This window comes from Algoriphagus sp. AK58 (genome assembly GCF_014324365.1).
In the GTDB taxonomy this organism is placed as follows: Bacteria; Bacteroidota; Bacteroidia; order Cytophagales; family Cyclobacteriaceae; genus Algoriphagus.
Genome location: NZ_QEIG01000001.1, coordinates 81,269 through 95,054, shown reverse-complemented (window position 1 = coordinate 95,054; position 13,786 = coordinate 81,269). Strand labels below are relative to the sequence as shown.

General features: G+C 42.8%; 11 protein-coding genes. 4 read left to right on the top strand and 7 right to left on the bottom strand.

Features of this window, described 5'->3' with window-relative positions:
- Positions 1-97 precede the first annotated feature (97 nt).
- Complete coding sequence (locus DDT91_RS00400; RefSeq protein WP_187174139.1) at positions 98-1,246, bottom strand: class I SAM-dependent methyltransferase; 1,149 nt, start codon at positions 1,244-1,246, stop codon at positions 98-100.
- Positions 1,247-1,540: 294 nt separating this feature from the next.
- Between DDT91_RS00400 and DDT91_RS00395 the strand changes: the two genes are divergently transcribed.
- Positions 1,541-2,923 (top strand): serine hydrolase, encoded by a 1,383-nt coding sequence (locus tag DDT91_RS00395; protein WP_187174138.1) that lies wholly within the window; start codon positions 1,541-1,543, stop codon positions 2,921-2,923.
- 307 nt (positions 2,924-3,230) lie between these two features.
- Here the strand turns inward: DDT91_RS00395 and DDT91_RS00390 are convergent, their stop codons facing one another.
- Positions 3,231-4,325: a GAF domain-containing protein gene (locus DDT91_RS00390; protein WP_187174137.1), complete on the bottom strand. Its 1,095-nt coding sequence runs from the start codon at positions 4,323-4,325 to the stop codon at positions 3,231-3,233.
- 1,709 nt (positions 4,326-6,034) lie between these two features.
- Here DDT91_RS00390 and DDT91_RS00385 point away from each other — a divergent pair.
- The 3 genes from DDT91_RS00385 (at position 6,035) to DDT91_RS00380 (ending at position 8,571) form a co-directional block, all read left to right on the top strand.
- Positions 6,035-6,838 carry an outer membrane protein gene (locus tag DDT91_RS00385; RefSeq protein WP_187174136.1) on the top strand — a complete coding sequence of 268 codons (804 nt, stop codon included), beginning with the start codon at positions 6,035-6,037 and terminating at the stop codon, positions 6,836-6,838.
- A gap of 666 nt (positions 6,839-7,504) precedes the next feature.
- Positions 7,505-7,627: a hypothetical protein gene (locus DDT91_RS20540; protein ID WP_255501981.1), complete on the top strand. Its 123-nt coding sequence runs from the start codon at positions 7,505-7,507 to the stop codon at positions 7,625-7,627.
- 716 nt (positions 7,628-8,343) lie between these two features.
- Positions 8,344-8,571, top strand: a complete 228-nt coding sequence (locus tag DDT91_RS00380) for a hypothetical protein (protein ID WP_187174135.1) — start codon at positions 8,344-8,346, stop codon at positions 8,569-8,571.
- A 140-nt stretch (positions 8,572-8,711) separates the two neighbouring features.
- On the opposite strand, the gene DDT91_RS00375 is transcribed toward DDT91_RS00380, so the two are convergent.
- From DDT91_RS00375 to DDT91_RS00355, 5 genes are all read right to left on the bottom strand, one after another.
- The gene (locus DDT91_RS00375) at positions 8,712-9,809 is read right to left on the bottom strand and encodes a VIT1/CCC1 transporter family protein (RefSeq protein WP_187174134.1); all 1,098 of its coding nucleotides are present in this window, start codon (positions 9,807-9,809) and stop codon (positions 8,712-8,714) included.
- Positions 9,810-9,898: 89 nt separating this feature from the next.
- Positions 9,899-10,447, bottom strand: coding sequence for a YceI family protein (locus DDT91_RS00370; RefSeq protein ID WP_187174133.1), 549 nt, complete (start codon positions 10,445-10,447; stop codon positions 9,899-9,901).
- Positions 10,447-11,403 carry a DUF5777 family beta-barrel protein gene (locus DDT91_RS00365; protein ID WP_222718566.1) on the bottom strand — a complete coding sequence of 319 codons (957 nt, stop codon included), beginning with the start codon at positions 11,401-11,403 and terminating at the stop codon, positions 10,447-10,449. Before DDT91_RS00365 ends, DDT91_RS00370 begins: the two co-directional genes overlap by 1 nt.
- Before the next feature lie 2 nt (positions 11,404-11,405).
- Entirely contained in the window at positions 11,406-11,876 is a 471-nt protein-coding gene (locus DDT91_RS00360) for a Rieske 2Fe-2S domain-containing protein (RefSeq protein WP_255501980.1), read from the bottom strand.
- 561 nt (positions 11,877-12,437) lie between these two features.
- Positions 12,438-13,784, bottom strand: coding sequence for a hypothetical protein (locus tag DDT91_RS00355; RefSeq protein WP_187174132.1), 1,347 nt, complete (start codon positions 13,782-13,784; stop codon positions 12,438-12,440).
- Between the last annotated feature and the right edge of the window lie 2 nt (positions 13,785-13,786).

The window sequence follows — 13,786 nt, the reverse complement described above, 5'->3', positions numbered from 1 at the left end:
CATTATATAGTATTTTTGAAGATTTCGAGTCAAGGTCCCTTCTTGATCCAGTTTACCGGCTTATTTCCCTCGATTAACTCAGTTACCTCGATTGATTTCAGTGCAGCTGTAGGACTACCCGGTAAGCCTGCAACTTTCCTGTATAAAATCCTTCTGCACTTCCCCAGAGGTACAGTTGAAAGGTTCGATGAAGCGCCCTTCCCCATCGCTGCTCGATTTTTTCCCGATTTTCATCCAGGCGTTTTGCCCATTCCCTACAGGTGAGGTAATAATTATGACGGTCATCCCACACTCCCTTGAGCAAAAAAGAGGTTTTAGCCACTTCTGCAAGGTACTCATGCAAAACCATCAGATGCCCATTTCCCTCAAAAACATACTTGTTCATAAAAGTCCCGTGGGAATGACGTGTCCGGTCTGCACTGGCATCCAAGTAAAGAACTCCTCCTTTCTTCAGTAATCTTTGGTAGTGAATCAAAGAACCGGCATAATCCGGCAAGTGCTCCGTTACACCGCAATTGACAATGGCATCGTATTGAAATCCGGGCTGATGTTGAAAAAAATGCTCCAACAATACCTGACAGGGTAGATGTTGAGAATCGATGATTCCTTGAACAAATTTTCTGGAGGCTTCCGAAATAGTCAAAGAGGTGACTTTAATCCCTCTTTGCCCGGCAAATTCTACAAATGAACCCCAACCTGCCCCAATTTCCAGAATATGATCACCTGGCTTAGCCTTAATGGCCTCCAGTACAAACTCAAACTTCCTGGTTTCAGCATCTTCCAAAGATTCCTCATCTGAGGCAAATACCGCTTGTGAATAAGCTCTATGCCTGGAATCCAAGAAAAGCTTAAAAAACTCCGCATCCAGATCATAATGCTGTGCGATCCACTTCTTGTCACTTTTGACCTGACCAAAAAGAACCGGCTGGATTAATCTCCAGGCAAAATTGATCCACTTATTGTCTGTGAACAAGTCTCTAAGCGAAAGCACATCCAGGATCGCTCCCTCTATCTCCAAATCTCCATCGAGGTAGGCTTTGGCAATTTTCTCCTGATCCAAGGTGCTCAAGGCAGCGACTGCCTGATTATTGGTAAGGTGGATGGAGAATTGGGGAGTACCGATTCCAAAAATCCGCTCTAATCCTTGCTCATTTTTTAATGAAAATGGAAACTTTCTCGAGGAATCCGGGATCTGATTCCATTTGGACTCCAAAAGGTCTGCCAATCGGTCGAATTTGTTTTTCATAGCGTTGGAAAAAGTAAAAGGGTTTAAAAATAGAATTGAGAAAAAACCACTGATTCTCAACAGAATAAGTTATGGATTTTTTGACTGCCGACAAAAGGTCGGAATGGGCTAAAGTGATTTCCCTGTCCAAGGGGTTTATACCCAAAAAATCGTCTTCCAATTACTTGGAATTACAAACGATTAAAGCCTTTCATTTCCGGGAGATAGCCTATTTCTTGAAAATAATTATCACCTCACTTTTTCCTATCTTTCCATAGAAGGACTCCTTCTTTCACCCCTGAATTCAATCACTTTATGAAACAAAAGTTCCGCTTAGTTGCCTTGATTATTTTATCCATCGGATTGATGTATGGAATTTCTTACGTCTGGAAATCTTTCCCTTTGATCAGTTCCTATGGGGCAAAAATCATGTGCAGCTGCGTATTTGTGGCAGGTAGAACCGAAAATTCGGTAAACGATCAAGAATTGAGATCCTTCCCCATTAGTATGGGGGATTTTGAAGTGGATCGGGAAGGGCAAAAAGTAACCGGGAGTGTGTTTCATTTGGCAAAACGGGTTGCCATTTATCGAGAAGGACAAGGATGCACTTTACTATCCGGAGAAAGTGAATCAGATGTTAGAAATCAAACCTATTATCCAGCCTCAAAACCAACTTGGTCACAGGATACAGTCAGATGGCCAAATGGCAACGTACTCAATGATTCCATTCTCCAGCTCGCTCCCTACAGGAAAATTCAGGAGATGATCCACTATGAATTAGAAAGCGAGGAACAAAAGGCCAAACTTACTCACATGATTTTGGTGGTGCACAAGGGGGAATTGGTAGCCGAAGGATATGGAAATGATCACGACATCACTACTAAACACACGTTTTGGTCAATGGGAAAGAGTGTCATCAGTTCATTAGTAGGGCTGCAAGTCGATAAAGGAATCATGACTTTGGATCAGCAAAACCTCCTCCCCGACTGGACAGACGAAAGACGCAAAATCACCCTGACAAATATGCTGCAAGCCACCAATGGCCTGGATTGGGTGGAAGATTATAGCGGTGTATCTGATGCTACCAACATGCTCTTTTTAAAGCCGGATGCAGCGGCCATAGCGGCTTCCAAACCTTTGAAATATGAACCTGGCTCCTACTTTTATTACTCCTCCGGGACCACCAATATTCTTTCCAAGATTTTGAGAAACCAACTCGGTGAGGAAAAATACCAACGCCTTCCTTACGAGGACTTTTTCTACAAAATCGGTATGCACAACACCATCATGGAGAAAGACGCCTCAGGTACTTTCGTCGGATCATCCTTTGCCTTTGCCCCGGGAAGAGATTTTGCCAGGTTTGGCTTGTTGATGTTGAACAGGGGAAATTGGGAAGGAACACAGGTCCTATCCGAGGATTGGGTTGAGTTTGCTACCCGGCCAACTCCCGCAGCACCCCTTGGTCAATATGGCGCCCAATGGTGGCTGAATGCAGGAAAAAAAGAAAAACCATCCGATAAGCTGTTACCCGATTTACCCAACGATGCATTTTACGCAGGGGGATTTGAAGGGCAGTGGATTTTGGTGATACCTTCCGAGGATCTGGTAATCGTGAGACTTGGATACACACCCAAAAAGGATTTCAGCATCAATGATTTTGCAAAAGGAGTAATTCAAGTGCTCAAGGATGAAGTTTAAGCTTTGAAAACAGCCTCAACATTGGTAAAATCTTGGCTTTCGCTACCTCACTTCTAATCGGGATTTTTGGAAAAGCACTATTCAATCCCAGCTCTTTAGGAATGGGATAAAGCCAAATTTCTATTCAATTGAATCCAAACCTACCTAGCATGGGTGTGATGTTTAAAAAAATATATGACGATTTGAAAGGTAGGACCCCTATAAAGGGGTCGAATGGATTTTTATCATCATTTAATCCCTTTGGGATTAAGAAAGGAATACCCTAGCCAATCCAGCTTAAAAAATCGGATTCTATTGACTTCATTTTTCAATTATCATCTTCAACAAAGTTGATCAATTCGGAATACTCGTGATTCAATTGATGTAAAATTTGATCCAATTCATCTATGCTCCGGTATAGAATTGGAGTCATTTCCATGGTAGTTTCAGGGCTATTTTCATCTTGGATAAGATGTATTACACCTTTGACTTTAGCTACGGGGGCGCGTAGCTTATGAGAGATATCAAATAGGAATTTTTTTAGTGAATTGATATGAGCAATTTTTTGACTTATGTCCTGTAAGGTGCCGTAATAATTGATTTCACCGTCTTCAAACTCAGGTCGAGCTTTAATCCATAGCCAAATTTTACTCTTACCATCCAGACTGACTGGGATGTCCATTTCAAAAGAGCTGTTGCATTTTGCAGAATGGATAAATTGACGCAAAAATGAAAATCTTAAATTTGGACTAATCCAATCTAAAAAGACCGTAGGATGAGTAAGAATTGCTTCTCGATCGGCCTCCGGAATTAATCTGGAAATTCCAGAACTTAAAAAATCCAACTTTATATTCTTAGCCGATGGGTCAGTTTTTAACTTAAACAAAGCACCAGGCGACAGTTCAGTTAGCTTTTGAAGTTTATGGCCAAAAAGCTCGATTTTTTGATTTTGATCTTTAAGGATTTTTCTCGTTTCCAGAGAAATAGCTACTCGTTTAGCTAATAACTTTAACGCCTCTAATTGGGCGTCCTTTACCTCATGCTTCTTGTGGTCCCATGCACAAACTGTTCCCAGCACATTGCCCTGAAAAGAAACAATAGGAGCACTCACATAAAATCGAATACCATCAGCTGCAGTCACAAAAGGATTTTCATGTACTCTTTTGTCGGATAAAGGGTCAAGAATTACAAGTGTTTCATCGGGTGTGCCCAGAGTAAAACGACAAAATGTATCCTCCAAAGGTACCTCTGACCATTTGACTCCAATCTTGGCTTTATACCACTGTCTATGGTCATCCATGAATGAAACCACAGAAATGGGAGTGTTAAAAATTGCTTTTGCCATTTCTGCAATCTCATCCATTTCAATTTCCGGATCGGTATCTAAAATATCGAAAGAGCGAAGTTCTGCTAGCCGATTCATTCTATTTATAAAAGATCTGTAATTCAAATTAAAAAATTCAGAAGTAAAATGAAACCTTAAGATGTTATAAACTTCAATCAAAGGCTATTTTTTGCATATAGGTAGTGTTCAAAAAACTGATTGAATGTAATTCCTAACTAATTCTCAGGACCTCTGAACTTGGTTTTAATGCCACCTTTTGAACAGAGCTAATACTCTTTTTTAGCTAAAAAAAACACCAAATGGAGGACAAGACTGGTTAAGATCGCTTTCCAGAAAAAATCGGGAAAGGCAGTCGCAGCTTGCCTTAAAAAATGTCAAAATACCCATTTGCTTCTTGCGATAAAGGCCTCCTAAAGGGCCTGCCTACCGGAAGGCAGGGTCGAATAGATCTTTATCATTATTTATAAATCCCTTCGGGATTAGGATGGAAATGTAATGGAAAGCTTTTCAGAGGACCAGAAAATTGAAAGATTGACCCGGAACGGGTCTGATATTGGTAGGAAACAATGTTAGGTATACAGGTACGACCCCCGAAGGGAGATCCAAAACAGACTCAGAACGCGTTCAATGCTTATAGAAATTGGTCACAAAAAAATATACGACCCCTATGGAGGTCGAGCGGAGGACGCTGAGAATTTAGTGCTACCAATATATCATCCCTAAGGGATGAAGGATCGAACGGTCAAGGGTAAAAGGAATTAAAAATTCCAGAAAATACAAAACCAGGATAAGGCGAAATAAAAATGACCCTAAACGGGTCATTTTAGCCTTGGTCCGGGATGCAGGGGAAGTTGGTGGGCAAATAGAGAAAAAATCTAATAAAGGATAGTTATTAGATTTTTTCAAAAAGATCGACCGTCCCTACGGGACTCTAGAAATAGCTGTCAGCAATTTTTTCCAGCCGTTAAAACGGCTGGCAAGACAATCAGTCGTCCCTATGGGACTTTAAAGTGAAGAAATACGGTAAAACCGATTATTAATTAATGCCGTAGGCATGACCGATTCTTTTGCCAGCCAATTCATTGGCTGGATTAGATGGTTAAATTTGGATTGGAAAATGCCGTAGGCATGGACGACATGGAAATAAAAAAGTTCGACCCTTACAGGGTCGGGAAAACCATTACAAATTGATCGTTATTTCCACGGGTTGGGGGTTCGACTTCGCTCACCCACCAACCCACTGCTATTCAGAGGTTTGACCCTCCCGATATCCTTTCAGTCATCGGGACAGGCTCTATCAGGGGTCGGAAAACTAATTTTAGATGATTTGGAATGATGACCACGTAGTGGTCAAACTTTTGAATAGCCCTAGGTGAAACCTAGGAAAAAAAGAACATTGTTTTTTGGTTTTGGCAACCCTGTAAGGGTTGAACCCCTCTAGGCGTAGTATCTTCTAGGCATCTCTGAAGTTCAATTGGGTTCTGGGTGAAGTTTACCCGCCCTGCATGCTGGCCCAAGGTTAAAATCTTCCAAAGGGAAGATCTCTTAATACCTTGTCCTACCCTCATATTCTTTCCATCCCGATAATTACCGGGATGAAATTGGTTCACTTTGATTTTATCTTGAATCCTAAGCAAATTACAAATTTGTAGTTATATAAAGGTGTAGATGCTCCCGTACAGTTGTCGGGACTACACCTAGTCCCTACCATGATTCTACTCCTAGACGGGAGTCAGATTATTCGGGTCTATGCTATATTTGAGCAATAGTTTCAAAAACAATCCTCGATGAAAAAATATTTATTTCCTCTGTTTTTGATTTCGGCAACAGCCTTCGGTCAAATAAACCCCATACCAACCGTAAAGCCAAAAATTGAAAACGATCAAGCACTAAACTTTAAACCCATTAAAGGATTTTACTTAACTGCTAGTGTTGGAGATTCCTGGGAGTCTCCAATTACAAATAATCGTAAGGATGAGACTGTGAGCCCAACCTTGGGCCCCATTACCTATGAAAGAGTTTCAGAAAAGCGAGTGTCCGGGGCTGGCTCAATAGAGGCAGGTTTAGGATACAACTTTGAGAAAAATCTACGCGTAGAATTGACCTACCTTTACAAGGCTAAATCAGCTAACTCAGAAATCTCAAGTGGTACAGTATTTTATTCTGGAGGAGAAATAACTTTCAACGGAACAACTGAAATTACTGGAAAATTAAATAAACATTCTGTCCTAGCTAATTTGTATTATGATATACCTACCAAGTCACGCTGGGTTCCGTTCATTGGAGCAGGCCTTGGATTGGCAAGAATTAACTCCACTGACATGCTTTACGATTATGATATAGTATATAGCAATGGGAATCGTGTGGTTGGGAGCAGGACTGAGCCAGGCGGCATCGGCAATGCCTTAGCTTATCAGACAAAACTTGGGATAAATTATATGATAAGTAAAAAGACATCTGTATTGCTCACGGGAAATTATTTTCACATAAATCGTATCAACTTGGGTGGTGGAACAGTTTATGAAGGTTTTAATGTATTTGGAGCTAAAGTAGGTTTTATTTATCGGTTTTCGAAAAACACCCCCATCTAGGCGTAGTATCTTCTAGGCATCGCCTAAGTTCAATTGGGTGCTGGGTGAAGTTTACCCTCCCTGCATACTGGCCCAAGGTTAAAATCTTCCTAAGGGAAGATTTCTTAACCCCTTGTCCTACCCTCCTATCCTTACCATCCCGATAATTATCGGAATGAAATTGGTTCACTTTGATTTAATCTTGAATCATAAGCAAATCGCAAATTTGTAGTTATATAAAGGTGTATAGGCTCCTGTACAGTTGTCGGGACTACACCTAGTCCCAACTATGATTCTACTCCTAGACAGGGGGGACTACACCTAGTCCCAGCCATGATTCTACTCCTAGAGGAGAAAATAATTGAGGCCCAACAAAATACGATCAAATCCCAACAGGAGACCATCAAGGCTTTGAAAATGCTACTCGATCGGAAATAGGCATTTGGTAAATAAAAATCATCAGTAGGCACAATTCAAAAAGTAATCGCTACTGGAAGAAAATATGCCCCGTCCCGATGGGACTCACAAAATAGGTTTTATCCTTTTTTTCCAGCCGTTAAAACGGCTGGCAAGACAATCAGTCGTCCCTATGGGACTTTAAAGTGAAGAAATACGGTAAAACCGATTATTAATTAATTCCGGAGGCATGACCGATCCTTTTGCCAGCCAATTCATTGGCTGGAATAGATGGCTAGATTTGGATTGGAAAATGCCGTAGGCATGGCCGATAATAAAGGTTGGACCATGCCTACCGGACAAGCTAACCTGAAGCGACAGTCCCGATTAGCGCTGCGATTTCGAGAGGATTGAACTTTTTGGAAACGGAATTAAAAATTCCAGAAAATACAAAAGCAGAATAAAGCGAAATAAAAATGACCCTAAACGGGTCATTTTAGCCATAGGCCGGGATGCAGGGGAAGTTGGTGGGCAAATAGAGAAAAATTCTAATAAAGGATAGTTATTAGATTTTTTCAAAAAGATCGACCGTCCATACGGGACTCTAGAAATAGCTGTAAGCAATTTTTTCCAGCCGTTAAAACGGCTGGCAAGACAATCAGTCGTCCCTATGGGACTTTAAAGTGAAGAAATACGGTAAAACCGATTATTAATTAATGCCGTAGGCATGACCGATCCTTTTGCCAGCCAATTCATTGGCTGGATTAGATGGCTAGATTTGGATTGGAAAATGCCGTAGGCATGGCCGATAGGAAAAAAAGTTCAACCCGCTTCGGGGAATTGTTATTTCGATCAAATTTCTAGGGACAAATAAAAATCAGGTAAAATAATAGACCCCTGTTTTGGAAATACCAAAAACTCTCCTTTGCTGTTTCACCAACCAACTTAATTTTTGTCTACTGAATATAAGTCGCTTACTACTATTTAATCTACTTCACAAAACCTCTAACCCAAGCTTCCGTCTCTAGAATTAAAAACTAAAGATGAGACGCATTTACCTTTTCCTTTTTATAGCCCTTTTAGTCTCGTCTTGCTCGCTCGGCATTTTTCCTGGATTCAATAACAGAAATATGAATCGTCTCGAACTTGGGATATCCAAGGAAGAATTGATCCGTAATTTGGGTAGAAACTTTACCATAGCCGAAAAACGCATGGAAGCCGGGGAACTGATTGAAGTTCTTTCCTATCGAAATTATCCTTATGAAAATGAATTGTACAAATTTGTCTTCATCAATGGACGCTTAGAGGAATGGTACCAAGAATTAGTCCCGATCTATCGAGTCGAAGAAAAACAATAAATTCCCGGCGCATCAAAAAATTCCAGCCGATTTCTAGTCATTTCAAATCCCGAGGTGCTTCCCCAAGAATCTTAAAATCCTGAATCAAATCAAATCCTAAAAATATTACCTGAAATTACCCATTATTTCATTTTTTCGATTTACCCTGCTATCGACACCCCAATCCATTTCCCTATCCCGAAGGTGATAGCCGCAGCCATTAGTCCAAACAAAACCTGACGAAAACCGGAATACCAAACCGATTTGCCTGTAAATAAGGTGATAGCCGAACCAATGCCAAAAAGCCCGATGGCACTAAGCAAGGCGCTGAACAATACCGCTTTCAATCCTCCCAAAAAGAAGAAGGGTATCACCGGTATAATGGCTCCTATCGCAAAGAGGATAAATGAAGTGATGGCTGCCTCCATGGCTGAGCCTTTGAGGTCTTCGCTGTTGATGCCGAGTTCTTCCTTGACCAGGATTTCATGGGCATGCCCCTTGTTTTCAATTACTTCCTTGGCCATTTGTGCGGCTTGGGCCTCCGGAATTCCTTTCGATAGGTAAATCAACGCCAGTTCCTTCTCCTCTCCTGCCGGACTGGCTTCCAATTCTTCCATTTCGAGGTTCATTTGGTTTTCGTAGAGCTCCTGGGAACTCCTGACGGAAATCCATTCGCCCAAGGCCATGGACAAGGCTCCTGCCAAAAGTCCCGCGAGTCCGGTCAAAAGCACTTCATCCTGACCACTTGTGGCCCCTGCTATCCCCATGACCAAGCTGAAGTTGGAAACTAAGCCATCATTGCCTCCAAGCACTGCAGCACGCAGGGCATTGCCTCCTACAGAACGGTGACGCTTTTCGAATCTGGCCAGATTAGAGCCTGAGACCTTTTTGGAGCTATTCAGGATGTTTTTGAGAATGGTGACATGGGCCGTGTCCGAGATGGAAGAAGAAGATTTTGTCCTATGACGGGCTCCTGCGATGGCAGTGGAGATGCTCTTTTCTGTATCCAACAACACGCCCAAGACATAATCGTATCCTAGGATTCTTCCGATCAAGGCCAAGGTTTTCGCTCTTCCCGACGGCTTGGGAAGATTCCCTGGGTCCAGATTGAATTTTTTGGCAAAAGCCAGGGCATGGCCCTGCTCGATTTCACTCATCTCACGAAAGACGGCTGCGACATTTTTGTCCTCTTCATGATCAGCCAAAATTCCATACAGGAAAGATGCGTCGATTTCAGTCTGGATAGTTTTCAGGTTCATGATTTTGAGATCTAAGTATCTGATGGCTTATCATAAAAAAAGGGAAGTTAAAAGCTTTCCCTTTTATTCAAAATCAACCCAATCCATCTTTACTTCTTGACCAAAGTCATCTTTCCGGACACATCGATCAACTCGGCAATCTTGGTAATGACAAGCGAGGGCACTTCGATCTTGTATTCCTCCGGCTTGACCTGGAATTTGAAATCCAATTTGAGGTCATTTCCGCTAGAAATGATCGTTCCCTTTACAGTCACCGGTTTGGTGACACCATGGATGGACAGGCTACCCTCAGCCGTTACGGGATAAGTTCCCGCTTTGCTGAGATCTACCTGCTCCTTGATCTTGCCTTTGAAACTGGCAGTCGGGTACTTTTCGCTTTCCATGTAGTTCTCATTAAAATGCTCCTGCATGAGTTTGTTGGGAAACACGAAATCAGTGATCTTCATCTGGACTGCGATTTCTTGGGAAGTGGTATTGATAATGGCCCCACTTTTCTTATTCACTGCCTCTATGGTCTCCAAGGGAGTGTCCGAAAAGAAAGAAACCTCCCCGGAAGAGGTACCATAAAGCGTCTGTGCTCCTGCTTCTCCCACATGAAGGAAGAAGAGTAAGGCGGATAGAGTTAGGATGCTTTTCATTAGTCTTTGTGTTTTCCGCCTTTGTCAAAGCTGAATGTCCGTGCAATATTGAATCCGTAGTAAATGTCTCCGTCCTCCCAAGAACCGACCGTTTGCCCGATGAAATGCTTTTCAATCATTCCTCGAGAGTTGGTAAAGTGAAGTTGAAAGACGTGCCCGCCTGTCTCGATATCTACCCCGATGGAAATTGCATCGTGGTAAGGATAGGCTTTGCCAGTACTTGCCTGATAACCATCGGGATCCGAGAAGGCGTGGTAATACTCTCCGGAAAGGGTAAAACGTTTGGTCAGCTTGTACCTACCGCCAAACCCGAGAGCCCATAGGTCATTGGGGATGGAAGGATCCTCGACCTTGTTGTAATGCAGGAAAGTAGGCATGACTTGTAGGGAAAGCTTCTCATTGAATTTCCTGGCAATCAAAGCCTGGCCCCAGTAGGAATAGCGCTCCAGATTGTCATTGAAGCGCATTTCGGCTCTGGACTCCATGACATATCCTGTCTCCATCGTATTGATCCCCCATCCTGCCAAGCCGGTGACTGTGACCGGAAACCTGTTGGATTGCCTCAGTACCTTGTACTTGGTGTAAAGGTCATAGGTCTTTTCCAGCGAACTCCTCCCCGCTCCGATGAGCCAATTGTCTGTTAGACCATACTCCAAACCCAGTCGGATTTTGGCTTCATCCAAGCCAAAGAAATTGGCAATGAAGCCACTATTGACTGCCCCAAAACGGTGGGAAATCCAGAAGTTGAGGTGATTTTTGGAGACTGTTTCAATTGTCTGTCCGTTGATCAATCGGGAAGCTTTAAAGGTAGCTATGGTGTAGGTGGGCTCTTTGGATTGCTCCTCTTCCAGCATTTTTAGCAAATCATCCTGGGCTTTTGCTTCGGGTAATCCAATCATTCCCATTACGAATGCCACAAGTAATGCCAGACACCTCAAATGAAGGTTAGAGTTCATGATTATAAGAAAAGGGTAAGGCTAGTTCCTTTGAGTTCAGTTCGGTAAGTTTTCAATCCTTTCGAACCATTGGCATTCAGTCCTTTTCCGGATGTATCAAACCTTGCTCCATGTTCAGGACAGTAGAATTCGTTGGTCCGGTAATACACTTTCTTTTTCCCTTCATGAGAGCATACTTGAGTCACTGCTGCAAAAGCCGTGTTGGATACTCTGGCGACCACAATACTGTTTACGATCACATAATTCCCCACAGTATTCAATTTGGAATAGGTCGAACTCGTCAGGTCAAGAACCAGCTCATTGGTGTTCGCTGGAGGGTTTGTTCCTCCTGAGGAAGGAGGAGGCAAAGTAGGATCCATACTCTCGTTGACACAGCTGCTTAATCCAGAGGCTGCGCAATACACGGCAAATAGGGATGCACCTCTCAAACCCAAGGATTTGAGAAACTCCATCCGGTTCATTTTTTCTTCCATGATTTTAGTAATTAGGGTGATAAGTAAATTTGGATCCGGATCCCTTCAATTTTCCTTAGTCCCGCCTTAAGATTGGCTTAAAAGAAAACTGAAGAGATTCGGATTATTATTTGGTACCATCAAATGGTATTTTTGTAATCAGCAAATCAAAATTCATTTACATTTTTTTTAGAAAGCAGAAGGCAATTTCTGAATAATAGCATCCACATCCTTAGGGAGACTATCCCTGCTTTTCAGACAAGCATGAAGCTATTTTTTGAGGTTAGAGGTTAGCTCTGGGCTAAAGCCCCGAGGCATTTGGGATTCTTTTTTTGAATGGGCTAAAGCCACATTCCTATTCAAGCGTGGATTTTGCCAAATTCCAAATTGCCTCCAGCTTTAGCTGGAGGATTTAAAACCTATTTGAGCGGCTGGCCTTTCACCCAACCCATTGGAGCGATTTTTACTAAAGGGAATTTCAAAAGCGAGCCAATCTTTCCTCCCATTTTCATCCTTTTTCTCCCCTTTAAATACCCCCGAAGGAATCCTCCGGGGTTATCATTAACACTAAGAAAACCTCAATCAAAAGGAAAATTGGTATTGCATGACAAGCATTCCCTTTCTTGGATCTGCTTCATTCTTGATCAGCCGCTCTCCTTGTCCTTTGGCTAAGATGGGGCGACTTTGATAATCCAAGGAAAGCTTTGACCGATGTCCCGCTTGAAGCCAATTGATACCGATATCGTAGGTAGTGATGGGTGTTTCTACTCGTTGATAATCCGAGACCGTGAATTGCCCATAAGGCTGAAGGGTGCCCAATTTGCCTAAGAGGTCTTTTTTCATCAGGTATCCCACTTGGGTATAATACACTTGCCCGGTCCCTATCAGCGGGATATTGTTGCCCGGTCCATTAAAGGTGCCTTGCCCATTGACTCCATTGGCTGGGTTCATGGCTCCGGCATTTCTTAGGTAATTGGGACCAAAGTCATATTCAATCAGGGCTACATAGGCGGTCAGGGCAGTTCCCATTTCCTGATTAATGGGCGCATCATAGAATACATCCAAGCCAAGCTGTCGGGAAGCCTTTTGTCGCACCTGACTTCCTGTGGTTTCCCGGTATTCAACCGCATGATCCTGAGTAGAAAATCCAGCCCCGATATTCAGGACATTCTTTTTTCCCAAATAGGTACCAGTCATGTAGGGAATCTGATTGGCTTCTTTGTCCCGAAACTGCCAGAAGAAATAGCCTTGGTAGTTCATCGCCGGGGCTGATGTGCTGTAATAAGCAATGTTGGTCACATTCTCCGGCAATGTAGGTACCGGATTCAGAGCAGTCTGGATCGGAAAAGGATTGGAGACCGAAACCCGATAATCCAAGCCTCCCAGTTGGCCTTTGGCAAAGATTCCGAGTTTGCGGACAAACTGGTCCGTCACATCATTGGTAGACTCCTCGATGTAAGGCAAATCCAAGCCAAGAATCGAACCTACCGAGGAGGAAGAATACCTTACGGTACCATTCCAACCATGCAATCCTGCGCCTAAGCTGAGTTTGGACTTGACCACTGCATATTCAGCAGTTACATCATGAAGAAACATACTAGGTTTTCTTCCCGAAAGCGAACCGAAACTATTGATCCCAAACTGGGTATAGACAAATACCTGATCGGTAAGTTGTCCCATGATTTGGTAGCGAACCCTACGAAGTCCGACATCAAATACTTGGTCTTTTGGAGTGCCATAGATGGTCGATCCCGGATTCAAATCCGTGTACCTGACCCAGATTTGACCGAGTCCTGTTCCTTTGACCCAATGCGTCTGTGAATCATTGAGAAACAGCTTGACTTCCTTAGCTCCTTGGCCATAGACCGACAGGATGATGGCAAAAAAGAGAAGGAAGGCCATGAGCAATATTAATACTACTTTTTTCATGG